This window comes from Pseudomonas sp. LPH60 (genome assembly GCF_030718165.1).
GTDB lineage: Bacteria > Pseudomonadota > Gammaproteobacteria > Pseudomonadales > Pseudomonadaceae > Aquipseudomonas > Aquipseudomonas danubii.
This window is the reverse complement of the sequence record NZ_JAVAJH010000003.1, coordinates 63,706-89,380: the sequence shown is the minus strand read 5'-3', so window position 1 is coordinate 89,380 and position 25,675 is coordinate 63,706. Positions and strand designations below refer to the sequence as shown.

22 protein-coding genes are annotated in these 25,675 nt (G+C 62.4%); 17 read left to right on the top strand and 5 right to left on the bottom strand.

The features are described 5' to 3' along the window. The first annotated feature begins 37 nt into the window (after nt 1–37). From Q8O96_RS10735 to Q8O96_RS10725, 3 genes are read left to right on the top strand one after another with little or no spacing between them, the layout of a single operon-like run. Entirely contained in the window at nt 38–535 is a 498-nt protein-coding gene (locus tag Q8O96_RS10735) for an MFS transporter (protein ID WP_102861644.1), read from the top strand. 32 nt (nt 536–567) lie between these two features. Next, nucleotides 568–1,344, top strand: coding sequence for a class II glutamine amidotransferase (locus tag Q8O96_RS10730; protein ID WP_110595098.1), 777 nt, complete (start codon nt 568–570; stop codon nt 1,342–1,344). 10 nt (nt 1,345–1,354) lie between these two features. Then, complete coding sequence (locus Q8O96_RS10725; RefSeq protein ID WP_305948775.1) at nt 1,355–1,897, top strand: DUF2937 family protein; 543 nt, start codon at nt 1,355–1,357, stop codon at nt 1,895–1,897. Nucleotides 1,898–2,029: 132 nt separating this feature from the next. Here the strand turns inward: Q8O96_RS10725 and Q8O96_RS10720 are convergent, their stop codons facing one another. After that, nucleotides 2,030–2,950: a LysR family transcriptional regulator gene (locus Q8O96_RS10720; protein WP_102861647.1), complete on the bottom strand. Its 921-nt coding sequence runs from the start codon at nt 2,948–2,950 to the stop codon at nt 2,030–2,032. A gap of 138 nt (nt 2,951–3,088) precedes the next feature. On the opposite strand from Q8O96_RS10720, the gene Q8O96_RS10715 reads away from it, so the two are divergent. The 4 genes from Q8O96_RS10715 to Q8O96_RS10700 all read left to right on the top strand — a co-directional run bounded on the left by Q8O96_RS10715 (nt 3,089) and on the right by Q8O96_RS10700 (nt 6,812). Next, a complete protein-coding gene (locus Q8O96_RS10715; RefSeq protein ID WP_305948774.1) occupies nt 3,089–4,372 on the top strand; it encodes an MFS transporter in 1,284 nt (427 codons plus the stop codon). A 72-nt stretch (nt 4,373–4,444) separates the two neighbouring features. Next, nucleotides 4,445–5,197, top strand: a complete 753-nt coding sequence (locus Q8O96_RS10710; RefSeq protein WP_305948773.1) for a 5-oxoprolinase subunit PxpA — start codon at nt 4,445–4,447, stop codon at nt 5,195–5,197. Next, complete coding sequence (gene pxpB / locus Q8O96_RS10705) at nt 5,194–5,898, top strand: 5-oxoprolinase subunit PxpB (RefSeq protein ID WP_102861650.1); 705 nt, start codon at nt 5,194–5,196, stop codon at nt 5,896–5,898. Before Q8O96_RS10710 ends, pxpB begins: the two co-directional genes overlap by 4 nt. Continuing rightward, entirely contained in the window at nt 5,895–6,812 is a 918-nt protein-coding gene (locus Q8O96_RS10700; RefSeq protein WP_115581811.1) for a biotin-dependent carboxyltransferase family protein, read from the top strand. Before pxpB ends, Q8O96_RS10700 begins: the two co-directional genes overlap by 4 nt. Nucleotides 6,813–6,925: 113 nt before the next feature. Here the strand turns inward: Q8O96_RS10700 and Q8O96_RS10695 are convergent, their stop codons facing one another. From Q8O96_RS10695 to Q8O96_RS10685, 3 genes are all read right to left on the bottom strand, one after another. Beyond that, complete coding sequence (locus tag Q8O96_RS10695; RefSeq protein ID WP_102861652.1) at nt 6,926–8,104, bottom strand: VWA domain-containing protein; 1,179 nt, start codon at nt 8,102–8,104, stop codon at nt 6,926–6,928. A 164-nt stretch (nt 8,105–8,268) separates the two neighbouring features. Next, nucleotides 8,269–9,114, bottom strand: coding sequence for a MoxR family ATPase (locus tag Q8O96_RS10690; RefSeq protein ID WP_011059855.1), 846 nt, complete (start codon nt 9,112–9,114; stop codon nt 8,269–8,271). 143 nt (nt 9,115–9,257) lie between these two features. Further along, the gene (locus Q8O96_RS10685) at nt 9,258–10,334 is read right to left on the bottom strand and encodes a DUF748 domain-containing protein (protein ID WP_102861653.1); all 1,077 of its coding nucleotides are present in this window, start codon (nt 10,332–10,334) and stop codon (nt 9,258–9,260) included. Between the two features lie 127 nt (nt 10,335–10,461). On the opposite strand from Q8O96_RS10685, the gene cysK reads away from it, so the two are divergent. The 4 genes from cysK (at nt 10,462) to Q8O96_RS10665 (ending at nt 14,679) form a co-directional block, all read left to right on the top strand. Further along, nucleotides 10,462–11,436 (top strand): cysteine synthase A, encoded by a 975-nt coding sequence (gene cysK, locus Q8O96_RS10680; RefSeq protein ID WP_102861654.1) that lies wholly within the window; start codon nt 10,462–10,464, stop codon nt 11,434–11,436. 368 nt (nt 11,437–11,804) lie between these two features. Next, nucleotides 11,805–12,743, top strand: coding sequence for an aspartyl/asparaginyl beta-hydroxylase domain-containing protein (locus Q8O96_RS10675; protein WP_102861655.1), 939 nt, complete (start codon nt 11,805–11,807; stop codon nt 12,741–12,743). 352 nt (nt 12,744–13,095) lie between these two features. After that, nucleotides 13,096–13,959: a DMT family transporter gene (locus Q8O96_RS10670; RefSeq protein WP_305948772.1), complete on the top strand. Its 864-nt coding sequence runs from the start codon at nt 13,096–13,098 to the stop codon at nt 13,957–13,959. Nucleotides 13,960–14,301: 342 nt separating this feature from the next. Continuing rightward, nucleotides 14,302–14,679: a hypothetical protein gene (locus Q8O96_RS10665; RefSeq protein ID WP_102861657.1), complete on the top strand. Its 378-nt coding sequence runs from the start codon at nt 14,302–14,304 to the stop codon at nt 14,677–14,679. A gap of 71 nt (nt 14,680–14,750) precedes the next feature. Here the strand turns inward: Q8O96_RS10665 and Q8O96_RS10660 are convergent, their stop codons facing one another. Next, a complete protein-coding gene (locus tag Q8O96_RS10660; protein ID WP_115581814.1) occupies nt 14,751–15,644 on the bottom strand; it encodes a DMT family transporter in 894 nt (297 codons plus the stop codon). Nucleotides 15,645–15,893: 249 nt separating this feature from the next. Between Q8O96_RS10660 and aceK the strand changes: the two genes are divergently transcribed. From aceK to Q8O96_RS10630, 6 genes are all read left to right on the top strand, one after another. Continuing rightward, a complete protein-coding gene (aceK, locus tag Q8O96_RS10655; protein WP_207167239.1) occupies nt 15,894–17,615 on the top strand; it encodes a bifunctional isocitrate dehydrogenase kinase/phosphatase in 1,722 nt (573 codons plus the stop codon). Nucleotides 17,616–17,747: 132 nt separating this feature from the next. After that, nucleotides 17,748–21,659 carry an ATP-dependent RNA helicase HrpA gene (hrpA, locus tag Q8O96_RS10650; RefSeq protein WP_305948771.1) on the top strand — a complete coding sequence of 1,304 codons (3,912 nt, stop codon included), beginning with the start codon at nt 17,748–17,750 and terminating at the stop codon, nt 21,657–21,659. A gap of 293 nt (nt 21,660–21,952) precedes the next feature. Beyond that, nucleotides 21,953–23,074 carry a beta-ketoacyl-ACP synthase III gene (locus Q8O96_RS10645; protein ID WP_102861661.1) on the top strand — a complete coding sequence of 374 codons (1,122 nt, stop codon included), beginning with the start codon at nt 21,953–21,955 and terminating at the stop codon, nt 23,072–23,074. 80 nt (nt 23,075–23,154) lie between these two features. Continuing rightward, nucleotides 23,155–23,769 carry an RNA polymerase sigma factor gene (locus Q8O96_RS10640; RefSeq protein WP_102861662.1) on the top strand — a complete coding sequence of 205 codons (615 nt, stop codon included), beginning with the start codon at nt 23,155–23,157 and terminating at the stop codon, nt 23,767–23,769. Next, nucleotides 23,763–23,996: an anti-sigma factor gene (locus Q8O96_RS10635; RefSeq protein ID WP_102861663.1), complete on the top strand. Its 234-nt coding sequence runs from the start codon at nt 23,763–23,765 to the stop codon at nt 23,994–23,996. The genes Q8O96_RS10640 and Q8O96_RS10635 overlap by 7 nt, the downstream gene beginning before the upstream one ends. A 295-nt stretch (nt 23,997–24,291) precedes the next feature. Next, complete coding sequence (locus Q8O96_RS10630) at nt 24,292–25,626, top strand: OprO/OprP family phosphate-selective porin (RefSeq protein WP_110595114.1); 1,335 nt, start codon at nt 24,292–24,294, stop codon at nt 25,624–25,626. Nucleotides 25,627–25,675: the final 49 nt, after the last annotated feature.

The following is a 25,675-nucleotide window of genomic DNA, read 5'->3' as shown; positions in this document are numbered from 1 at the left end:
AAGTCGTTATCATAAGCGCCTCTTTGCCTGCCTTGCCATGGACACCATGACCGAGAACGACTATCTGATCGCCTGGGGCCTTTACGCCTTTGCCGCCTTGGGCTGCCTGCTGGTGTGGATGCGCCTGACCCGCTGGATGTGGCGCTGGCTGCGCGAGCCGCTGCGAGTACTGGTGGCGGTGCTGCTGTTCAGTCCCACCATCATCGACCCGGTCAAGGAAAAATTTGCCCCGGCGGTGGCTATCACTGCCCTGGATATGGCCTTCAAGGTCGGCAACAACGCCTGGCGCGCGGTGTCCGATCTGTTCATGTACGGCATGATCGCCTTTGGCGTGTACCTGCTGTTCGTGCTGATCCGCTGGCCCATCGAGCGTGCCGCCAATGAACGCCGCCAGCGCAATGAAGCGGCGCAAGCCGCGGCCAAGGCTGCCGAAGTCGAGGATGACCAGCCCTTTGGTGGCGCCGGCAATGACCGTTATGGTCGTCCGCCAGCTGCGGGCACCCCCCTGAACACGCGGGTCGAGCCGCGTCTGTAACCTGGCCCCGGCATTGCAGCGAGAGTCCGAGCATGTGTGAGTTATTGGGCATGAGCGCCAATGTACCGACCGATATCGTCTTCAGCTTTACCGGGCTGATGCAGCGCGGCGGCCGCACCGGCCCCCATCGCGACGGTTGGGGCATCGCCTTCTACGAGGGCCGCGGCCTGCGGCTGTTCCAGGATCCGGCGGCCAGCAGCGAGTCGGAAGTGGCCAACCTGGTGCAGCGCTACCCGATCAAGAGCGAAGTGGTCATCGGCCACATCCGCCAGGCCAACGTCGGCAAGGTCTGTCTGGCCAACACCCATCCCTTTGTCCGTGAACTCTGGGGCCGCAACTGGTGCTTCGCCCATAACGGCCAGTTGGCGGACTTCCAGCCCCAGACCAGCTTCTATCGTCCGGTGGGCGATACCGACAGCGAGGCGGCCTTCTGTGACTTGCTCAACCGGGTGCGCGAAGCCTTTCCAGAACCGGTGGAGGTCGAGCAACTGCTGCCGACCCTGATCCAGGCCTGTAGCGAATACCGCAGCAAGGGCGTGTTCAACGGCTTGCTCAGCGACGGTGACTGGCTGTTCTGCTTCTGCTCCACCAAGCTGGCGCAGATCACCCGGCGCGCGCCGTTCGGCCCGGCCCGGCTCAAGGATGTCGATGTGATTGTCGACTTCCAGGCGGAAACCACCCCCAACGACGTTGTGACGGTGATCGCCACCGAACCTCTGACCGAAAACGAAACCTGGACCCGCTATCAGCCGGGCCAATGGAGCCTGTGGCGGCGCGGTGAATGCGTCAGCCACGGCCAGACCGAATAAGGACATCTCTATGTTGCTCAGTTATCTGCGGCTGGTGTTGTTCGCCGCCGGCCTGTTGATCGGTGTGCAAGTGCCGGGTTTCATCAGCGACTACGCCAAGCGCGTGGAAGCCCACTTGATTGAGTCGCAGAACAGCCTGCGGGGCTTCCAGGGCACCGCGCAGCAGTTCTTCAAGGGCGATCTGAATGCGCTGGTGGCCCATTACCGGGCCAGCGAAGACCCGGTGTTTCGCAGCGATGCCGAAAGCTTGAGCGGTTTGCTCCATCGTCAGCTGGCCCTGGACAAGCAATACCAGGCGATGCAGGGCCCGTGGTACATCCGCCTGTTGCAAGTGGTCCTGGCAGCCGACCCGGATATCCGCAAGGAAACCTGGGACGGCTACAGCTACCAGATCCTGCTGACCCCGGAAGCGATGATCTGGGGCATGAGCGGCGCCATGCTGCTGTCCTTTGGACTGGAGTGCCTGTACCGCCTGATCGACTGGGTGGTCCTGGGCGGGCGGCGTTTGCGCCAGAGCCGTCCCATCGAAGAACGTGACCTCAAGGGCCTCTGACTGCCAGTAGGTGCCTTCACTCCACATCTGTAGGAGCCCGCTTGCCAGCGAAGGGGCCTGTAAGCCTGCGTCTGGCTACAGATCGCCTTCTCGCTGGCAAGCCAGCTCCTACGAGGGGGGTGATGGCGATGTTTACTGGGGGGCGATCAGTACCAGCTGATCCTCGCCGACCTTCTGCCCATAGCGCTGCACCACGCGCTGGCACAGCTCCACGATATCCTCCACCAGTTCCACGCCCACGCGCCACGACACCACCACCTGCAGGTTGGGCGGGCGCTGGTCGATGGCCAGCAGGGTCAGTTCGCCACGGGCCAGCTCTTCGCGGACCAGCACCGGCGGCAGGGCGCCAATCCCGAAGCCGTCCCTGAGCAGGCGGGTGATGGCCGACACCGAGTTGACGCAATTGAGCCGTGGCGCCGGCACCCCGTTGGCCTGCATCAGGCTCAGTACCTGCTGGTGGGGCAGGGAGTTCTTCGAATAGGTGATGATCCGCTCCCGGGCCAGCTCGGCGAGATTGGCGTAGTCGCGGTTGTAGATCGAGTTGCTGGCGGCAATCCAGCCCACCGGGTGGCTGGCCAGCTCCCGGCTGCGGATGCTTTCCTGGCGCAGCAAGTCGGTCTGCAGCACCAGGTCGAGAAAGCCTTTTTGCAGCTGGTCGCAGAGATTCAGCGAGGTGTCGGCCACCAGTTCGATTTCCACTTGCGGGTAGTGATCCATCATTTCCGCCACCAGGGGGCTGAGCCAGGTGTGGATCACCGTATCCATGACCCCGATGCGAATCCGCCCGACCTTGCTCGACGGCGCCTCGATGGACTGTTTCAGCACCTGCAGGGTGTCGAGCATCTGCTCGGCGTGCTCCAGCACCTTGAGCCCTTGCGGGGTCAGGCTGACGCCCCGCGAGTCCCGCAGGAACAGCTTCACCCCCAGTTCGCCTTCCAGCACCGCGATACGGCTGGAGATGGCCGCCTGGGTGGTGAAGAGTTTTTCCGCGGTCAGGCTGAAGCTCTTGAGCCGCGCCACCCAGACGAAGGTTTCGAGAAACTTGAGATTCATGGGATCAACTTTTCTTATGCCTTGGGGCGGTTTTTATTAGTTGGACGCAGGTTGTGCCTGAACCGAAGAATGGCCCAACCCACGATATGCGTCGTCGGGGCCCAGAACAATACCAACAACACTACCCTGGAGATCGCCATGAGTGCGCCCGAAACATTGGCCGCCAAGGCTCCGCGCCGCGCCGGCCCGTTTGACTGGTACCGGGACATCAACCAGCAGGAACGCCGGACATTCTGGAGCTGCAAGATAGGTTACGGCCTGGATGGCATGGACACCCAGATGCTCAGCTTCGTGATCCCGACCTTGATCGCGCTGTGGGGCATCACTTCCGCCGAAGCCGGCCTGATCCATACCAGTACCTTGCTGGCCTCCGCCCTGGGAGGCTGGATCGCCGGGATTCTTTCCGACCGCATCGGCCGGGTACGCACCCTGCAACTCACGGTGCTGTGGTTTGCCGTCTTCACCTTTCTCTGCGGTCTTGCGCAGAACTACGAACAGTTGCTGATCGCCCGTACCTTGATGGGGTTTGGATTCGGCGGCGAGTGGACCGCCGGGGCGGTGCTGATCGGTGAGGTGATCCGCGCCAAGAATCGCGGCAAGGCGGTGGGCATGGTGCAGTCCGGCTGGGCCCTGGGCTGGGGGCTGACGGCGCTGCTGTATGCGCTGCTGTTCTCCTTGCTGCCGCCGGAGGACGCCTGGCGCGGGCTGTTTCTGCTGGGCATCCTGCCGGCGATTTTCGTGATCTTCGTTCGTCGCCTGGTCAAGGACCCCGAGGTCTACCGGGCAACCAAGGCGCGTGAAGCGCCAAGCAACCCGGCGCGGTTCTACGAGATCTTCGCCCCGGGGATTCTCAGCACCACCCTGCGCGCCTCCTTGCTGGCGGCAGGGACACAGGGTGGTTACTACGCCATCACCTTCTGGCTGCCGACCTATCTGAAGACCGAGCGCGGCTTGAGCGTGCTCAGTACCGGCGGCTACTTGGCCATGGTGATCGCCGGCTCCTACGTGGGCTATGTGATCAGCGCCTACCTGACGGATATTCTCGGCCGCAAGAAGAACTTCGTGCTGTTCGCCGCCGGCTCTTTCACCATTGTCCTGCTCTATACGCAAATGCCGGTGAGCAATGCCGTGATGCTCTGGCTGGGCTTTCCCCTGGGCTTCTTCGCTTCAGGCATTTTCAGCGGCATGGGGGCGTTCCTCACTGAGCTGTTCCCCACCCGTATCCGCGGTTCCGGCCAGGGGTTCTGCTACAACAGCGGCCGGGCGCTGGCGGCGCTGTTCCCGCTGCTGATCGGCCTGCTGAGCCAGCATGTACCCCTGAGCGTGGCCATCGGCAGCTTTGCCGCGGTGTCCTACGGCGTGGTGGTGCTCGCGGCCCTGAGCCTGCCGGAAACCCGCGGCAAGGAACTTGAGGCGCGCTAACTGATAATCTGCGCGGACATTGCGCGACAGCCCAGCAGCTGACCCACAACAAGAACCACAGGAGCACTGACCATGAGCCGCCTGTTATTGAATTGCGACATCGGCGAGAGCTTTGGCAACTGGACCCTGGGCCTGGATGCCGAGGTGATGCCCTTTATCGACTGCGCCAACATTGCCTGCGGCTTCCATGCCGGCGACCCGGGCATCATGCGCAAGACCGTGGCCCTGGCCCTGGCCAACGGCGTGCGCATCGGTGCGCACCCGGCCTATCAGGATCTGGCCGGTTTCGGCCGCCGCTCCATGAGCTATTCGCCCGAGGAGATTCGTGACCTGCTGCACTACCAGATCGGCGCGCTGGACGGCATCTGCCGGGCCCAGGGCGCGCGGGTCAGCTACGTCAAACCCCACGGCGCGATGTACAACGACATGATGGCCAAACCTGCGCAATTGCGCGCGGTGATCGCGGCGGTGGCAGCGTACGATCCACAGTTGCCGCTGATGCTCATGGCCACCCGCGATAACAGCACCGCACAGGCCCTGGGCGACGAATATGGCGTGACCCTGTGGTTCGAGGCCTTCGCCGACCGTGCCTACGACAATGCCGGGCACCTTGTTTCGCGACAGCTGCCAGGGGCAGTGCACCACGATTCGGCGACCATCATCGAACAGGCCCTGACCATTGCCCGTGGCGAGCCTTTGACCGCCAGCGACGGCAGCGCCTTGCAGTTGCACGCCAACACTCTGTGCGTGCATGGCGACAACGCCAGTTCGGTGGCGGCCGTGCAGCGCATTCGCGCGGCCCTGAACCAGCAGTCCGGCCTATGAAGCCACAGGTTGAAGTCGTCGCCATCGACTGCCTGATGGTGCGCCTGTTCGAAGTGATCGCCGAGGACAACATGCCCTGGATGCTGGCCGCCGCCCAAGGGTTGCGGCGGGCCTTTGGCGAGTCTCTGATCGATCTGGTGCCGTCCTATACCACGTTGATGGTGCATTACGACCTGCTGGCCCTGAGTCCGTCCGAGGCTCGGCAGCGGATCGCGGTCGCCTTGACCGATCTGGCGCCCAGTACCACTCAGGCCGGGCGCGAGCATGTGCTGCCGGTGTGGTACGACCTCAGTGTCGGGCCGGAACTGGCGCTGTTGTCCCGGCGCAGCGGGCTGTCGGTGGCCGAGGTGATCGAGCGTCACAGCCAGCGTGAATATCAAGTGTTCGCCCTGGGTTTCGCGCCCGGATTCGCCTTCATGGGGCTGGTGGAAGAGGCGCTGGCGGCGCCGCGGCTGAACACCCCACGCAAGCGGGTGGCGGCAGGCAGTGTGGGGATCGCCGAACGGCAGACCGCCGCTTACCCGGTGGTATCGCCGGGGGGCTGGAACCTGATCGGCCGTACCCCGAGCCGCCTGTTCGATCGCGAGCGCGAAGGCTACAGCCTGATGCAGCCGGGGGACCGCGTGCGCTTTGCTGCCGTGGAGCGGGCCGAGTTCCTGCGCCTGGGGGGCGATGACACGCCGCTGGAGGTGCCGGCATGAGCCGCTTGATGATCGAGGCCAGCACCCCGCTGTGCCTGCTGCAGGATGCCGGGCGCTTTGGCGTGCGCCATTTGGGCGTGACCCAGGGTGGGGCGCTGGATTGGGTGTCGATGTCCTGGGCCAACTGGCTACTGGGCAATGCCCTGGATGCGCCGGTGCTGGAAATCACTCTGGGCGGTTTCACCCTGTTGGCCGAGGATTATTGCCTGCTGGCCCTGGCCGGGGCCGATCTGGGGGCATATGTCGATGAGCGGCCTTTGAGCCCGGGACGCAGTTTCATCCTGCAAAAGGGCCAGCGCCTGCGTTTTACTCAACCTTTCTTCGGCGCCCGGGCTTACCTGGCAGCCCCTGGCGGATTTGACGCGCCCAAGGTGCTGGGCAGTTGCGCCAGTGTGTTGCGCGAAGCCTTGGGCGGTCCGGATGGTTATGGCCGGGCCCTGAGCGAGGGCGGGGCCTTGAGTTACTCGGGGACTGGCGGTGCGCTCAGGAGCCTGTCGGCCGCGCAGTTGCCGGATTGGCAATGCGCAGCACCCCTGGAGGTGATTCTGGGCGCGCAGATCGGCCAGTTCAGCGGTTTGAGCCTGTTCGACGCCTTCAACAGCACCTGGACTCTGGACAGCCGTGCCGATCGCATGGGCGCGCGCTTGCTGGGGCCGACCTTGCAGTATCAGGGCCGGCCGATGATTTCCGAGGGCATTCCCCTGGGGGCGATCCAGGTGCCGCCGGACGGCCAGCCGATCATCCTGCTCAATGATCGGCAGACCATTGGCGGCTATCCGCGATTGGGGGCGTTGACCCCCTTGTCACTGGCGCGGTTGGCGCAGTGTTTGCCGGGCAGCGAGGTGCGATTGACGCCGGTGGTGCAGGAAACGGCGCATCGGCAGCAGGTGGCATTCTTGCGCAGGTTTGGGTAATGGCTGAAGGCGGCCGCTTCGCGACCGTTCGCAGCCTGCGGCAGCGGCTACAGGGGGCTCTGTAGCCGCTGTCGAGCCATGGCGAGGCTGCGAAAAGGCCCGCAAGGCCTTGCTTACTTGGACAGGAAACGCATGCCTTCTTCCAGGCCACGCAAGGTCAGCGGGTACATCTGGTCTTCGATCAACTCGCGAACGATGTTGGTCGAAGCGGTGTAGCCCCAGGTGTCTTTCGGGTAGGGATTGATCCAGATGAGCTTCTTGTACTTTTCCATGAAGCGCTGCATCCACACATAGCCGGCTTCCTCGTTCCAGTGCTCGACGCTGCCGCCGGCCTGGGTGATTTCATAGGGCGCCATGGCGGCGTCACCGACGAAGATCACTTTGTAGTCGGCGCCGTACTTGTGCAGCAGGTCCTGGGTCGAGGTGCGTTCCGAGCCGCGGCGCAGGTTGTTCTTCCACACCGATTCATAGATGAAGTTGTGGAAGTAGTAGTACTCCAGGTGCTTGAACTCGGTCTTGCAGGCCGAGAACAGTTCCTCGCAGATCTTCACGTGGGCATCCATGGAGCCGCCGATATCGAACAGCAACAGCAGCTTGATGCTGTTGCGTCGCTCCGGGCGCATCTGGATGTTCAGCAGTCCGGCATCACGGGCGGTGTGGTCGATGGTGCCGTCGATGTCCAGCTCCTCCGCCGCACCCTGGCGCGCGAACTTGCGCAGCCGGCGCAGGGCCACCTTGATGTTGCGGGTGCCCAGTTCCACCGAGTCGTCGAGGTTCTTGTATTCGCGCTGGTCCCAGACTTTCACCGCCTTGCCCTGGCGCTTACCGGCGTCGCCGACGCGGATGCCTTCCGGGTTGAAACCGCCGGAGCCGAAGGGGCTGGTGCCGCCGGTGCCGATCCACTTGTTGCCGCCGGCGTGGCGTTCCTTCTGTTCTTCCAGGCGCTTCTTGAACTCTTCGATGAGTTTGTCCAGGCCGCCCAGGGACTGGATCTGCGCCCGTTCCTCATCGCTCAGGGAGCGCTCGAATTCCTTGCGCAGCCAATCCTCGGGGATCAGCGCCTGCAGGTGGTCATCGAGCTTTTCCAGGCCGTTGAAGTAGGCGCCGAAGGCTCGGTCGAACTTGTCGAAATGCCGTTCGTCCTTCACCAGGATTGCCCGGGCGAGGTAGTAGAACTCGTCCATGTCGGCGAAGGTCACGCGCTGCTTGAGCGCGTTGATCAGGTCCAGCAGCTCGCGTACCGACACCGGTACCTTGGCCGCGCGCATTTCATTGAACAGGTTGAGCAGCATGACTATCGCTCTCTAATGATCTAGGGGTCTGTTCAGAAGCTCGCCAAGCGGCGATCAGGCAAGGCAGAAACAGGTGAGGAGGCGGAGTTTAGCGAGCTAAATGAGCATTCCGAACCGATTTCTAACGCAGCATGATCGACGCGCAGGCAGCTTCTGGGCAGAGCCTAACGACTACCGCGACGGCTCATGAAGGCCAGGCGTTCCAGCAACTGCACGTCCTGCTCGTTCTTCACCAGGGCGCCGGCCAGGGGCGGGATGGCCTTGGTCGGATCGCGTTCGCGCAGCACCGCTTCGCCGATGTTGTCGGCCATCAACAGCTTGAGCCAGTCCACCAGCTCCGAGGTCGAGGGCTTCTTCTTCAGGCCCGGCACCTTGCGCACATCGAAGAATACGTCCAGGGCTTCGCTGACCAGGTCTTTCTTGATGTCCGGGTAGTGCACGTCGACGATCTTTTGCAGGGTGGTGCGGTCGGGGAAGGCGATGTAGTGGAAGAAGCAGCGGCGCAGGAAGGCGTCCGGCAGTTCCTTCTCGTTGTTGGAGGTAATGATGATGATCGGCCGCTGCTTGGCCTTGATGGTCTCGTCGATTTCGTAGACGTAGAACTCCATCTTGTCGAGCTCTTGCAGCAGGTCGTTGGGGAACTCGATGTCGGCCTTGTCGATCTCGTCGATCAAGAGGATCACCCGCTCCTCGGATTCGAAGGCTTCCCAGAGCTTGCCCTTCTTCAGGTAGTTGCGGATGTCGTGGACCTTGTCCACACCCAGCTGGGAGTCGCGCAGGCGGCTGACCGCGTCGTACTCATACAGACCCTGGTGGGCCTTGGTGGTGGACTTGATGTGCCAGGTGATCAGCTTGGCGCCGAAGGATTCGGCCAGTTGCTCGGCGAGCATGGTCTTGCCGGTGCCGGGTTCGCCCTTGACCAGCAGCGGACGCTCCAGGGTGATGGCGGCGTTGACTGCCAGCTTCAGGTCATCGGTGGCGACGTATGCGCTGGTGCCTTCGAACTTCATCTGCAATTCCTCGAACGGTGACGGCGAGCTGCCCGGGGCAGATCGATTGAATGGAGAGTGATGGCGCGACTATAACGCGGTGCCCGGTCGACTGTGAACGTGGACGCTCCATTCAGTCTCTGAATGGAGCGTCACGGGGTGACTCAGTCAGTCGAGGGCTTGGGTTGCTCGTAACGGGCATTGAAAGCCTGGATGAATCCATTGCGCAAAATCTGCAAAAACGCCTGGAATGCGCTGATATCTTGCTGGTGCACACTGCCGCTGAGTTCGACCCGGGTGGCGAACTGGTTCTTGTGCTGGTTCTTCAGCAGGTTTTCCCCGGCCCCCACCAAGGCTTCCCATACCGAGCGGAATATTCCTTTGTTGCGGTTCTCCACGTCCTGCTGCCAGTTGAAGACTTCCACGTCCCGCAGCAGCGGCTTGATATAGCCATGCAGTTGGCCCTTCTCGGCCTGGGCTTCGATCACCACGTCGCCGTGTCCGGCATTGAAGTCGAACTTGCCGTAGGCCGAGGCGAAGTCGTTGAAACGCTTGAGTTCGATATCCCGGGCCCGCAGACGGAATTCGAAGTCCTCGAAATTGCTCAGGGGGTCGAAGGTGGCGGTGCTTTCCATGGGGGCCTGGCCTTGCAGCAAGGCCTTGCCGTCGAAGCGTGCATCGCGTTTGCCCTGGGTATCCACCACGTTGGTCAGGTTGTAGACGCTGGCATTGACCTGGGTGGCGCCGATGTTCACCGGGGGCGTGGAGCTGAAGTTGCGAAAGTGGATCTTGCCGTCGCTGATCCGCAGCTCGTCGAGGGTGATGGGCAACAGCTTGCCCAGTTGCGCCCGCCAGTCGGTGCCTTCGCCGGTCTGCGACGCTTGCTTGTCGGCGCCGCCATCGACGAAGTTCAGCTCCGGCTGGACGAACTGCACCTTGGCCACCACGGCGTGGTCGTACCACAGTGAATGCCAGCTCACTGCCAGGTCGATCTGCGGCGCCTTGACGAAGGGCACCGGCACCTTGCCGCTGACCTTGACGATCTCCAGCCCGTTGATGCGGTAGGCGCCGCGCCACAGGGCCAGGTCGATATCGCTGATCTGGCCACGGTAGTCGCCCATGTCCGCCAGTTTGTCATTCAAGTAGTCGCGCACCAGATAGGGCAGGGTGAAGTGCAGGGCCAGCAGCAGGACCAGCAGGCCGGCCAGGGTCCATAGGGGCCAACGGTAACGACGTTTCATGATCAGCAGTCTCCAGCCGTATAGAGGCATTGACTGCCTGGGGTCGCAGTCGTTCGGCGCGACTGGACGCTCAAAGGCACCAGGCATACCCTTGAGGACTTCTTCACTGCTGCATAAGGACCCAGCCATGAGCCGAATTTTTGCTGACAATGCCCATTCCATCGGCAATACGCCCTTGGTGCAGATCAACCGTATCGCCCCTCGCGGCGTGACCATCCTGGCCAAGATCGAAGGGCGTAACCCGGGCTATTCGGTGAAATGCCGGATCGGCGCCAACATGATCTGGGACGCGGAAAGTCGCGGCAAGCTCAAGCCGGGCATGACCATCGTCGAGCCCACTTCGGGCAACACCGGGATTGGCCTGGCGTTCGTCGCCGCTGCCCGTGGTTACAAGCTGATGCTGACCATGCCCGCGTCCATGAGCATCGAGCGGCGCAAGGTGCTCAAGGCCCTGGGGGCGGAGCTGGTGCTGACCGAGCCGGCCAAGGGCATGAAGGGCGCGATTGAAAAGGCGGCGGAAATTCTCGCCAGCGATCCGTCCAAGTACTTCATGCCGCAGCAGTTCGATAACCCGGCCAACCCGGCGATCCACGAGAAAACCACCGGTCCGGAAATCTGGAACGACACCGACGGCGCCGTGGACGTGCTGGTGGCTGGGGTCGGCACGGGTGGCACCATCAGCGGCGTGTCGCGCTATATCAAGAAGACCCAGGGCAAGCCGATCCTCTCGGTGGCGGTGGAACCTGCCACGTCGCCGGTCATCAGTCAGAAACTGGCCGGTGAAGAGATCAAGCCCAGCCCCCACAAGATCCAGGGCATCGGCGCCGGTTTCGTGCCCAAGAACCTGGATCTGGAAATGGTCGACCGGGTCGAGCTGGTGACCGACGAGGAATCCAAGGCCATGGCCCTGCGGTTGATGCAGGAAGAGGGGATTCTCTGCGGGATTTCCTGCGGCGCGGCAATGGCGGTGGCGGTGCGCCTGGCCCAGACCCCGGAAATGCAGGGCAAGACCATCGTGGTGATCCTGCCGGACTCCGGCGAGCGCTATCTGTCGAGCATGCTATTCAGCGATCTGTTCACCGAGCAGGAAAACCAGCAGTAACGCACCCCGGGCATTCGCCGACAGGCGCCGGCTCGCCGGTGAATGCTGACCTACATCAGGCAAGAGCCTGGCCGCTTATGCTACTTAAGCGCCTTTGTTGCACGTCCGTTAACACTGAATGTTGAGTCGTGCGGGTTTTTCCAGGGTCCAGGAGTGTTTATCATTGCCGGCTGCCAGGTTGGGTGAACACTCCCCCACACAGGCTGTGTGAAAACTACTGCGTTTGGCAATACTGCGTTAAAAACAGGCTCGGAATGCTCATTTAGGCCCCTAAACTCCGCTTCCTCGCCTGTTTTTGCCTTGTCTTGCCTTCACTCGCAACGTTTTCACACAGCCTGCACAGGTGCCTATTTCCAAGGAGTCGTTGCATGAGCTTTTCCTTTGCCGCCAAGTTCGCGGTGTTGTCGCTGTTCGTCGGCAGCATCCTTTACGTGCATCTGCGCGGCAAAGCGCGTCTGCCGGTACTGCGCCAGTTCGTCAACCATTCGGCGTTGTTTGCCCCCTACAACGCGCTGATGTATCTGTTTTCCGGAGTGCCCTCCAAACCTTACCTGGACCGTAGCAAGTTCCCCGAGCTGGACGTGCTGCGGGACAACTGGGAAGTGATCCGCGAAGAGGCCATGCATCTGTTCGACGAGGGGTATATCCGCGCGGCGGAGAAGAACAACGATGCCGGCTTCGGTTCCTTCTTCAAGAAGGGCTGGAAGCGTTTCTACCTCAAGTGGTACGACAAGCCCCTGCCGTCGGCGGCCGCGCTGTGCCCCAAGACCGTCGAGCTGGTGAGCGCCATTCCCAACGTCAAGGGGGCGATGTTCGCCCTGCTGCCCGGTGGCAGCCACCTGAACCCGCACCGCGATCCCTTTGCCGGCTCGCTGCGTTATCACCTGGGTTTGTCGACTCCCAACTCCGACGCTTGCCGGATCTTCGTCGATGGCCAGGAGTACGCCTGGCGCGACGGTGAAGACGTGATGTTCGACGAGACCTATGTGCACTGGGTGAAGAACGAAACCGAAACCACCCGGGTGATCCTGTTCTGCGACATCGAGCGTCCGCTGAGCAGCCCGCTGATGACGCGCATCAACCGCTGGGTCAGCGCCCAGTTGGGGCGTGCGACCGCGCCGCAGAACCTTGATGACGAGCGCGTTGGCGGGATCAACCAGGCCTATGCCTGGAGCAAGCGTTTCAGCGACAGCTTCAGCGGTGTGGTCAAGCAGTGGAAGCGCCGCAATCCCAAGCTCTACCGCATCCTGCGCCCGGTTCTGGCGGTGGTGGTGCTGGTGGTCTTGTGGAAGTGGTTGTTCGGATAAGTCTTGCAATGAATATCGGGCGCCGGTTACATTCGGCGCCCGATGAGTCAACCGACTCATGGTTTTTTCCCTTCAAGAAAGATCAGCTCATGGCCTTTTCCCCTCTCAACGCGGTAGTGGTTTCAGCGGTCAACGCTGGCGTCGTGCCGTGCGGGAATCAGCAGCCTGTGCAGATCGGTCAGTACCCCCCACCTGTCAGTAGCACGCCGGTGTACGCAGTCGTATCACCGCCGGGCGTTGGCTTTTCGGGCTGATCAGCAATCGCTGCTGTTCCCTGTGCCCGCCTGAACCAAACACTACTGAACTTCAGCCTTGGCTGAATTGGCTTCTTGCCTGATTACAGGTGGTTTTCATGTTGCTCATTTCCAAAAAGTCCGCACTTGCGGCGGCTTCCACGAGCCTGTTCGTCCTGCTCTGGAGCAGTGGCGCGATCTTCTCCAAATGGGGCCTGACCCAGGCTTCGCCCTTTGCCTTCCTGCTGCTGCGTTTCATCATCGCGCTGATGGGCCTGGTGTTGCTGCTGCCCCTGCTCAAGCTCAGGTTGCCCCAGGGGCGCCGGGCCGTGGGCTTTGCCATGGCCACCGGCCTGGTGCTGCTGGGGGCCTACCAGATCTTCTACATCCTGGCCCTGGACCTGAAGGTCACCCCAGGCGTCATGGCCACCATCATGGGGGTGCAGCCGATCCTCACCGTGGTGCTGATGGAGCGCCAGCGTTCCTGGAGCCGCCTGTTCGGCCTCAGCCTGGGGCTCACCGGGCTGATCATGGTGGTCTACCAGGGCATCGGTCTGGCAGGGATATCCGTCTCCGGCATGCTCTGTGGCCTGCTGGCCCTGGTCAGCATGACGGCCGGTTCGATCATGCAGAAGCGCATCACCGACAACCCCTTGGGCACCCTGCCGGTGCAGTACCTGGCGGGCCTGTTGCTGTGTGCGCTGTTCGTGCCGTTCCAGCCGTTTCACTTCGAGTACAGCGCCAGCTTCGTGATTGCGCTGCTGTGGATGGGGTTGGTGGTGTCGGTACTGGCCACACTGCTGCTGTACCGCTTGATCGCTCAGGGCAACCTGGTGAATGTCACCAGCCTGTTCTATCTGGTGCCGGCGGTGACCGCATTGATGGACTTTATCTTTTTCGGCAATCGTCTGGCCTGGCTGAGCCTGATGGGCATGGGCCTGATCATTGTCGGCCTGGTCTTCGTGTTCCGTAAGAGCGCCTGATAGTTACGGGCGACGATCTTCGCGGTGGTTGTCCAGACCTGCGGCCGAGCGCAATGCTCGGTCGCTTTTGCGCATCATTGATTCAATTAATGATCGACTATAAGCACGAATAGTGGCTAGATGCCACTATCGTCGTGTAGTTCTTTGCCGGTCAATAAAGGTCTGATTTCAAACCTTGTATGTGCACGTAATGAGCGACTGAAGCGAACCCTTAAGGTTCTTTTGATAACCAGATGCTTAGACTTTTTTGTTGGTATTCCAAATTAGTCCATCAGACAAACCTTAAAAGCTAAAGCCGGTACCTAGACTGACGACATAGTCCTTAAACAAAGGAGAGTCAGTATGAACGCAACGTTCGCTTCAACCGCTTTCGGTTTGCTTTTGGGACTGTCGAGCAGTTGTTTCGCCGCTGCTCCCGTGGCACAGGGGGTCATCCGCTTTACCGGCAGTATCGTTGAGAGCCATTGCACCACCAGCGCCGCCAGCACAGGGCTTAGCCTACGCCAATGTCCTCAAGGCTCCCGCGGCACCGCAATCGACGTAGCCCGTGTGGGAGCCGTGGCCAGCGTCAGCGCTTCGGATCATTCCGCCGTCAAGGTCAAGCTCCTGGCCGACAGTGGTTCCCAGGGCCGTTACTACAACCAGCACTATGCCTTTGTTGATCAGGCCGGCAAGGCCGTAACCTCCGGCACCTACCTGATTACCCTGAACGTTCCATAGGGCCACCGCCAGCGTTGCGACTCGGAGCTGCGGCCTCCCGAGTCGCAGGCTGATCAGAACCAGGCAGTGCTTCAGGCCGCCGATTTTGCCCCGGGCCGCAGCACCAGCCACAGGGCGGCGCCAATCAGCGCGCCGCCATACAGATGCGCCATGGACAGCGGCTCATCCAGCAGCAAGGCCCCCCACAACACGCCGAACGGCGGAATCATGAAGGTCACGGTCATTGATCGCACCGGACCGATGGCGCTGAGCAGCCGGAAATACAGCACATAGGCAAACGCCGTGCAGCCCAGCCCCAAGCCCAGCAGCGACAGCCACACGCTCCAGCCACCCCAACTGGCCGGCGGCTGGCTGATGGCGTTGTAGGCGAACAGGGGCAACAGCAGCAGGGTGGCACCGAGCATGCTGCCCAGCGCCGAGAGGCGACTGTCCAGGCCGCCGGCCTGATCCAGCCAGCGCCGCGCGAGGAAGCCGGCAAAGCCGTAGCAGGTGGTGGCCATCAGGCAGGACAGGGCGCCCAGCAGCAGTTCATGGTCGAAGGCCACAGGGCCGGCGCGGGTCAGGATGCCGACGCCGAACAGGCCCAGGCAGACGCCGGCGATCTTGCTCAGGCTCAGCCGCTCATGAAAGAACAGCCCGCCGATCAACACCCCCATCAAGGGCGTGGTGGCATTGAAGATCGCCGAGTAGCCGGCAGGCAGCACCTGGGCTGCCACCGAATACATCGTTGCCGGTATGCCTGAGTTGATCACACCGAGCAGCAACACGGTCTTGAGCTTGCCGCGAAAATTCCAGTCGACCCGCATCAGCGCCAGCATGACCAGCAGCCCGAGCGCGGCAATCGACACCCGGAAAAACGCCGTGGGCACGCTGCCCAGCACCGGGGCGATGATGCGCATGAACAAAAAGCTCGCGCCCCAGATGGCGGCCAGCGACAACAGACGCAGGAGATCGACAAGTCTCACGCAAGGATCCTTCGGTTTGAGGGCGGGGATCTTGCCCAGCGCTGGCGGGCATGGCAAACCTTATTGGTGCACAGGGCGAAGAAACCCGGCACTGGGTTTGTTGTGTCCCATGATTCGCCACACAAGCCTGGGGAGCAGGGCGACTGCCGGGTCATTTTCCGGCGTACGCTTGATCACAAAAATACGCTTCTCCTCAAGCCGTTTCACTGGCTAAGCTCTGGCATCGTAAATTCCCGCAGAGGTCTACTTATGCCGCAGCCATGGCCCGCCGCCGATATTGCTCGAATGATCCTCGATGGCTTCGACGACTACCGCGAGCATTTCCGCCAGATCACCGACGGCGCCCGGCAACGCTTCGAGCAGGCGCAATGGCAGGAAGCGCAGAGGGCCTCGGCGGCGCGGATCAACCTGTATGAGGAAAAGGTCGGGGAAACCGTGGCCCGGTTGCACCAGTCCTTCAGCGACGATGCGTTGATGGATGTCGGCCAGTGGCCCCTGGTGAAAAGCGCCTACATCAGCCTGATCGACCTGCGTTTTGACGATGAGCTGTCCGAGACCTGGTACAACTCGATTTTCTGCGGGCTGTTCAGCCATGACCTGATCAGCGACGGCTGCATGTTCATCCACACCACCCGGCCCAGCCTGCGCCGGGCCCGGGCCGCGCAGACCCGCAGCTACCACCCCAAGGGCAACCTGCCGGCGATGCTCGAACAGGTGTTCGCCGACTACCGCTTCAGCGAGGACTATGCCGACCTGCCGGGGGACCTGCGGCGCCTGGAGGCGCAACTGCGGGAGAACCTGCCGGACTGGGTGTGCAAGGACCCTGAGTTGACCCTGGAGCTGTTCTCCTCGGTGCTCTACCGCAACAAGGGCGCTTACCTGGTGGGGCGTATCTTCACCCACGAAGAACAGTGGCCCCTGGTGATCCCGCTGCTGCATCGTGAAGGCCGGGGCATCCAGATCGATGCGCTGATCACCGACGAAGCCGATGTCTCGATCATCTTCTCCTTCACCCGCTCGTATTTCATGGTGGATGTGCCGGTGCCGGCGGAATTCATCGGCTTTCTCAAGCGCATCCTGCCGGGCAAGCACATCGCCGAGCTGTACACCTCCATCGGCTTCTACAAGCACGGCAAGTCGGAGTTCTACCGCGCCCTGATCAACCACCTGGCCAGCACCGACGACCGTTTCATCATGGCTCCCGGTGTGCGCGGCATGGTCATGAGCGTGTTCACCCTGCCGGGCTTCAATACCGTGTTCAAGATCATCAAGGACCGCTTCTCGCCGTCGAAGAACGTCGACCGGGCCACGGTGATCGAGAAGTACCGATTGGTGAAAAGCGTCGACCGGGTCGGGCGCATGGCTGATACCCAGGAGTTCGCCGATTTCCGCTTCCCCCTGAGCAAGTTCGACCCGGCCTGCCTTGAGGAACTGTTGGAAGTGGCGCCGTCCACCGTGGCCGTGGAAGACCAGACCGTGCTGATCCGCCACTGCTGGACCGAGCGCCGCATGACCCCGCTCAACCTCTACCTGGAGCACGCCAACCCGGATCAGGTCCGCGAGGCCCTGGAGGACTACGGCCTGGCGATCAAGCAACTGGCGGCAGCCAATATCTTCCCTGGTGACATGCTGCTGAAAAACTTCGGCGTGACCCGTCACGGCCGGGTGGTGTTCTACGACTACGACGAGATCTGCTACCTCACCGAAGCCAACTTCCGTCACATTCCGGCGCCCCGTACACCGGAAGACGAGATGGCTTCCGAGCCCTGGTATTCCATCGGCCCCCACGACGTGTTCCCCGAGGAGTTCCCGCCGTTCCTGTTCGCCGATGCCGGCCAGCGCAAGCTGTTCGACCAGTTGCACGGCGAGCTGTACAACGCCGACTACTGGAAGGGCCTGCAGGACGCCATCCGCGCCGGCAAGATCATCGATGTCTTCCCTTACCGGCGCAAAGGCCTGGAAGACGAATAAAAGTGCAGGAGCCGGCGTGCCAGCGAAGGTGCCCGTGAGGACGCCTTCGCCGGCACGCCGGCTCCTACGTATTGCCTGCGCTTTTCTGCGACAATCGCGCCCTGCCTACATAGACGACATTTTGCGTACCTGATGACTTCCGAATCGCCTGCAATCGACCAACTGTTGAAAAACCTCGATCAAGCCATGCTCGCCGACCGCCACCGGTTGCGCCGGCAGTTGCTTGAACTGCGCAAGAAGCCCGACGAGGCCAAGCTCGCCCAGTGGCTGGAGCGGATGCAGGCGTCGTGCAACCTGTTGACGGCGCGGCGCGACAGCGTGCCGCCGATTCGCTATGACGACAGCCTGCCGATTGCCGCCAAGCGCGACGAGATCAAGGAGGCGCTGCTCAAGCATCAGGTGCTGATCATTGCCGGTGAGACCGGCTCGGGCAAAACCACCCAGTTGCCGAAGATCTGCCTGGAAATCGGTCGCGGCCAGCACGGTCTGATCGGCCATACCCAGCCCCGGCGGATCGCTGCCCGCAGCGTCGCCAGCCGAGTGGCCGAAGAACTGGCCACGCCCCTCGGGTCGCTGGTGGGTTACCAGGTGCGTTTCGAGGATCAGAGCGATTCCAGCACCCTGATCAAGCTGATGACCGACGGCATCCTGCTGGCGGAAACCCAGAACGACCGTTACCTGGAGCGCTACGACACGATCATCGTCGACGAGGCCCACGAGCGCAGTCTGAACATCGACTTCCTCCTCGGTTACCTCAAGACCCTGTTGCCACGGCGTCCGGACCTGAAGGTCATCATCACCTCGGCCACCATCGACCTGGAGCGCTTCTCCAAGCACTTCGATAACGCGCCGATCGTCGAAGTCTCTGGCCGCACCTTTCCGGTGGAAACCTGGTATCGCCCCCTGACCCTGGAGCAGGACGAGGAGGGCAACCGGGTCGAGGACGACCTGACGGTGGACCAGGCGATCCTCGCCACCCTGGATGAAATCGCCGCCTACGAGCGCAGCGAGCGGCGCAGCCCCGGAGACGTGCTGGTGTTCCTGCCGGGGGAGCGGGAAATTCGCGACGCCGCGGACATGCTGCGCAAGGCTCAGCTCAAGCACACCGAGATCCTGCCGCTGTACGCGCGCCTGTCGCCGGCGGAACAGCAGCGGATCTTCCAGTCCCACCCGGGCCGGCGGGTGGTGCTGGCGACCAACGTTGCCGAAACCTCGCTGACCGTGCCGGGCATTCGCTATGTGATCGACAGCGGCACTGCACGCATCAGCCGCTACAGCTACCGGGCCAAGGTCCAGCGCCTGCCCATCGAGGCGGTGTCCCAGGCCAGCGCCAACCAGCGTAAAGGCCGCTGTGGCCGGGTCGAGCCGGGGATCTGCGTTCGCCTGTACAGCGAGGAGGATTTCCTCGGCCGGCCGGAGTTCACCGATCCGGAAATCCTGCGTACCAACCTGGCGGCGGTGATCCTGCAGATGCTCCATCTGCGCCTGGGGGAAATCACCGCGTTCCCGTTTATCGAGCCGCCGGATGGCAAGGCCATCAGCGACGGTTTCAACCTGCTGCAAGAACTCTCGGCGGTGGACCGCAACAGTCAGTTGACGCCTCTGGGCCGGCAACTGGCGCGGCTGCCGGTGGACCCGCGCATGGGCCGCATGCTGCTGGAAGCGGCGAAACTCGGCAGCCTGCAGGAAGTGCTGATCGTCGCCAGTGCCATGTCGATCCAGGACCCTCGCGAACGTCCGCCGGAGCGCCAGCAGGCCGCCGACCAGGCCCATGCACAGTGGAAGGACGTGGATTCGGACTTCGCCGGGCTGGTCAATCTGTGGCGCGGCTTTGAAGAGCAGCGCCAGGCCCTGACCGCCAGCCCGCTGCGCAACTGGTGCCGCAAGAACTTCCTGAATTACCTGCGCCTGCGGGAATGGCGCGACTCGCACCGGCAGCTGAGCCTGATCTGCCGCGACCTGCAACTGAGCCTGAACAAGGAACCGGCGGACTACCCGAAACTGCACAAGGCAGTACTGGTGGGCCTGCTGAGCCAGATCGGCCAGAAGACCGAAGACGGCGATTATCTGGGAGCTCGTCAGCGACGTTTCTGGATTCATCCGTCCTCGGGCCTGGGCAAGAAACGCCCGCAATGGCTGATGACCGCCGAGCTGGTGGAGACCACCAAGCTCTATGCGCGCATGGTGGCCAAGATCGAGCCGGACTGGATCGAGCCCCTGGCTGGCCACCTGGTGAAGAAGAACCACTTCGAACCCCATTGGGAAAAGAAGCGTGGCCAGGTGGTGGCCTACGAGCAGATCACCCTGTTCGGGCTGATCGTGGTCGGCCGTCGGCCGGTGCATTACGGTCCGGTGGACCCGGTGGTGTCTCGCGAGCTGTTTATCCGCGAGGCCCTGGTGCGCGGTGAGATTCAGTCCAAGGCCAAGTGCCTGACTGCCAATACCCAATTGCTGGAACAGCTCGACGCCCTGGAAGCCAAGGCCCGGCGCCGGGACATCCTGGCGGACGAGGAAACCCTGTTCGCCTTCTACGACGAGCGCCTGCCGGCGGAGATCCACCAGACCGCGACCTTCGACAGTTGGTACCGGGTCCACAGCCAGAAGAACCCGCAGTTGTTGATCATGCGCGAGGAAGACGTGCTGGCCCGCGAGGCCAGCGAGGTCACTGCCAAGCAGTACCCGGACACCTTGCATATTGGCGATCTGGAACTGGCCCTGAGTTATCACTTCGAGCCCAACCATCCCCGCGACGGCGTGACCTTGCGGGTGCCGGCGCCCCTGCTGCCGGCGCTGCCCGCCGAACGCCTGGAGTGGTTGGTGCCGGGGCTGATCGAGGCCAAGTGCATCGCCCTGGTGCGCAACCTGCCCAAGGCCCTGCGCAAAAACTTCGTGCCAGTGCCGGACTTCGTCAAGGCGGCCTTGCAGCGCATGGTCTTCGCCGAGGGCTCGTTGCCCCAGGCCCTGGGCCGCGAACTGTTGCGCATGACCGGTGCCCGGGTCAGCGACGAGGCCTGGAGCGAGGCCGCGCAGCAGGTGGAGAGCCACCTGCGGATGAACCTGGAAATCGTCGACGCCCAGGGCAAGTTCCTCGGTGAAGGTCGCGACCTGGCCGAACTGACCGCGCGTTTTGCCGAAGCCAGCCAGGCCGCCCTGGCGGTGCCGCAAACCGCCAAGAGCCAGCAACCGGTGGAGGCCCGTGTGTTTGCCGCGGTCGCGGAAAAGACCCAGCAGAAGATCGCCGGACTGTCGATGACGGTCTACCCGGCCCTGGTGGAAGAGGCGGGGACGGTCAAGGAAGGGCGTTTCTCCACCGCCGCCGAGGCCGAATTCCAGCATCGCCGGGCCCTGCAGCGCCTGCTGTTGCAGCAATTGGCCGAACCGGCCAAGTTCCTGCGCGGCAAGCTGCCGGGGCTGACTGAGCTGGGCCTGCTGTACCGTGAACTGGGCCGGGTCGATGCCCTGGTGGAGGACATCCTCCTGGCCAGCCTCGACAGCTGCATCCTCGATGGCGAAGCCACGCTGCCTCGCGATGGCGCGGGCCTGGCGTCCCTGGCCGAGCGCAAGCGCGGCGCCTGGACCGAGCACGCCGAGCGTCTGGCGCGCCTGACCCTGGAGATTCTCAAGCTCTGGCACGGCCTGCAAAAACGCTTCAAGGGCAAGATCGACCTGGCCCAGGCGGTGGCCCTCAACGACATCAAGTCGCAGTTGGCGAATCTGGTGTACCCGGGCTTTGTCCGGGAAACCCCGGCCCTGTGGCTCAAGGAACTGCCGCGCTACCTCAAGGCGGTGGAACTGCGTTTCGAGAAGCTCGGCAGCCAGCTGCAGAAGGATCGGGTCTGGAGCACCGAACTGGCGGGCCTGTGGAGCCAGTACCAGACCCGGGCGCAGAAGCATGCCCAGGAAGGCAAGCGCGACCCGCAACTGGAGCTGTATCGCTGGTGGCTGGAGGAATACCGGGTGTCCTTGTTTGCCCAGCAATTGGGGACCAAGGTGCCGATTTCCGACAAGCGCCTGAACAAGCAGTGGAGCCAGGTCGAAGCCTGAGCCCCTGCAGGCGCCGGCTCCCCAGCTAAGGTGTCTGCGTGGGCAGCGCAAGGCGCCAAGGCCCCTTCGCCGGCAAGCCGGCGCCCACCGGGCACACTGCAATTGCGGCGAAATGCCGGTGTTTATGGCAAACTCCGCCGTCATAAATACCGGCCCTGTTGTTCTGTACCCCAGGCAAACGGGCGGATCGGAATAAAGCGATGCCAGGAAGGCTCCCACCAGCGGGGCAGTCCGTTTATGGTTTGGCACGGCGGTGCCAAGACCTTCTGCCTCATCACACTAGAGGAACGACCGTGCATAACGTCGTCATCAGCGGCACCGGCCTGTTTACCCCGGCCAACAGCATTTCCAACGAAGAGCTGGTGGAATCTTTCAATGCCTACGTCCACCAGTTCAACAGCGACAACGCCGCGGCCATCGAGCGGGGCGAGGTGCAGGCCCTGACCGAATCCAACGCCGCTTTCATTGAAAAGGCCTCGGGGATCAAAAGTCGCTTCGTCATGGACAAGGACGGCATCCTCGACCCGCAACGCATGGCCCCGCGCCTGCCGGAACGTTCCAACGACGAATGGTCGGTGCTTTGCCAGATGGCGGTCGCCGCCGCCGAACAGGCCCTGCAACGGGCCGGCAAGACCGCCGCCGACATCGACGGGGTGATCGTTGCCTGTTCCAACCTGCAGCGTGCCTATCCGGCCATCGCCATCGAAGTCCAGGCCGCCCTGGGCATCCAGGGCTTCGGCTTTGACATGAACGTGGCCTGTTCTTCGGCGACCTTCGGCATCCAGGCTGCCTGCAACAGCGTGCAACTGGGTCAGGCCCGGGCCATCCTGATGGTCAACCCGGAAGTCTGCACCGGACACCTGAACTTCCGTGACCGCGACAGCCACTTCATCTTCGGCGACGCCGCCACCGCGGTGATCATCGAGCGGGCCGACCTCGCCACCTCGGCCCAGCAGTTCGAGATCGTCAGCACCAAGTTGCTGACCCAGTTCTCCAACAACATCCGCAACAACTTCGGTTTCCTCAACCGCGCGGCGGAAGAGGGCATAGGTGCCCGGGACAAGCTGTTCGTCCAGGAAGGCCGCAAGGTGTTCCGTGACGTTTGCCCGATGGTGGCCGAACTGATCGCGGCCCACCTGGAAGAAAACCAGCTCAATGTCGGCGACGTGAAGCGCTTCTGGCTGCACCAGGCCAACCTGAGCATGAACCACCTGATCGTCAAGAAACTCCTGGGCCGTGAAGCCACGGTGGAAGAGGCCCCGGTGATTCTCGACACTTACGCCAACACCAGTTCGGCCGGCTCGGTGATTGCCTTCCACAAGTACCAGGACGACCTGGCCAGCGGCTCCCTGGCCGTGCTCAGTTCCTTCGGCGCCGGCTACTCCATCGGCAGCGTACTGCTGCGCAAGCGTTGATCTAGGCTGATGTGGGTGTGGCGCAGGGCCGGGTTGGCGCGTCACACCCTCTCAAACCTGCATGATTGAACGAGGCACGAATGGCTGCTGCTGATGACACGCAACTGCTAGAGCGCCTTTTGGCGGGTGAGCAAAAGGCATACAAGGAACTGGTCAGTACCTACCAGAGCGCTATGCGCGCGGTGGCTTACGCCATTGTCGGCAACCGCCATGCCGATGAAGTGGTACAGGACGCCTGGTTGTCGGTGGTGCGCAATCTGTCAGGGTTTCAGGGGCGTTCCAGCCTCAAGACCTGGCTGCTGACCATCACGTCCAACGCGGCCAAGGGCCGTTACAAACAGAATCGCCGGGAAGTCCTGCTGGATGACTTGCCCGCCCCCCACGGCACCGTGGGCGATGAGCGTTTCTCTTCCAGCGATGGCCACTGGCTGGTGGCGCCCTTCGCCTGGCACGAAGACACCCCGGAGGCCCTGCTGACCGAGTCCGAGCTGCGAGACTGTCTGGAGCACACCCTGCTCAGCCTCTCGGAACTGCAAAGCAGCGTCCTGCTGTTGCGCGAACGCCAGGGTTTGGAACTGGAAGAAATCTGTAATCTTTTGGGGCTCACGCTCTCCAATGTACGGGTGCTGTTGCACCGGGCGCGTTTGAAAGTCTTCGCCACCGTGGAGCATTTTGAGGAAACCGGCCAATGCTGACCTGTAAGGAACAAGTGGCACGTTCCAGCGACTACCTGGACGGCCAGCTGAGTTTTCGCGAGCGCCTGATGGTTCGCCATCATCTGCTGTTCTGCCCCAATTGCCGGCGTTTCATTCGTCAGATGCGCCTGCTCCAGGCCACGTTGCGGGTGCTTCCCGAACCGCCTCTGGAAGGTCTGGACGAACTGGCCGAACGCCTGGCTGCCGAGCACAAGCGCGACCTCTGACCTTTGCCCCCATGCGGATGCCGCCGTGCATCCGCATCTGTCATCAATCGGTCATCCGATCGAAGGTGACAGCTCTGTAATGTCCCCCCATTCCCCCGCAAACCCTGGCGAAAGCGCTCTAGCACGGGCTTTTGGCCTTATTGCATTTCGAAGTAAAAAAGTTCCCCTGTAATTAAATCTTTATCTATCAGCAACCCGGCTGAAATAACCCATCGCCAAGATTCCCACCCAACACCAGCGGGCCAACCCCGCGTGTTTTCCAACGCTACAGACCACCAATTAGGGGAACTCTTCGATGATCCGTAAGCACTTCGCCGGTTTTGCCGCCAGCGCCCTGGCCCTGGCAGTAACCGCCCAGGCTTTCGCTGGCACCGTCACCACCGACGGCGCCGATATCGTAGTCAAAACCAAGGGCGGCCTTGAGGTTGCTACCACCGACTCCGCGTTCAGCTTCAAGCTGGGCGGTCGTCTGCAAGCCGACTATGGCCGTTTCGACGGGTTCTACACCAAGAATGGTGATACCGGCGACGGCGCCTACTTCCGCCGCGCCTATCTGGAATTGGGCGGCACCGCCTACAAGGATTGGAAATACCAGATCAGCTACGACTTCTCCCACAACTCCGGCACCGCCGATGACGGTTACTTCGACGAGGCGTCCATCTCTTATGTGGGCTTCAAGCCGGTGACCATTCGCGCCGGTCGTTTCGACGCCGACTTTGGTCTGGAGAAGGCCACCAGCTCCAAGTGGGTTACCTCCATGGAGCGTAACGCCGCCTATGAGCTGGCCGACTGGATCAACTCCCACGAGAACGGCATGGGGCTGCAGGTCAGCTCGGTGGTGGCCGACATGGCTTACCTGTCCGGCAGCGTCTCGGCCAAGGATATCAACGACAGCGATGGCGACAGCGTCAAGCAGCTCAACGCCCGTGCCGTGTTTGCACCGCTGCATGAAACCGGCAACGTCCTGCACTTCGGCCTGGACTTCGCCAGCCGCGATCTGGGCGATACCGCCTTCGACTCGCGGATTCGTCCTCGCCTGGGCGTGCGTGGCATCGCCACCAACGGCGGCAACGATGCCGGCGCCAACGGCAACCGCGCTACCTTCGGCGGTGGTGTCGGCCTGAACGCCTCGAACCTGACGACAGCAGGCGCTTATGACAATGACCGAGTGTTCGGCGGCGAGTTCGCCTTCGCCAGTGGCCCGTTCTCGGCCCAGGCGGAATACCTGACTCGCAAGCTCAAAGCCGACAGCAACGCTTACAAGGACGTCAAGGCCAACGGTTTCTACGGCCAACTGGCCTACACCCTGACCGGCGAATCCCGGGTCTACAAACTCGATGGCGCCAAGTTCGACACCATCAAGCCGGAAAACAAGCAGTACGGTGCCTGGGAAGTGTTCTACCGCTACGACAACATCAAGGTTGATGACAAGAACATCGTCGCCGCCACCGCTACCCGTGAGGTTGGCGATGCCAAGGCCAACATGAACACCATCGGGGTCAACTGGTACGCCAACGAGGCGATCAAGGTGTCCGCCAACTACATCAAGGTCAGCACCGACAAGATCAGCAACAGCGTTGGCGATGACAGTGGCGACGCCCTGGTGGCTCGCGTGCAGTACGTGTTCTAAGGCTGTTGCAACATCCAGGTAGAGCTCTTTCTCATCCGTTATAGCTCCT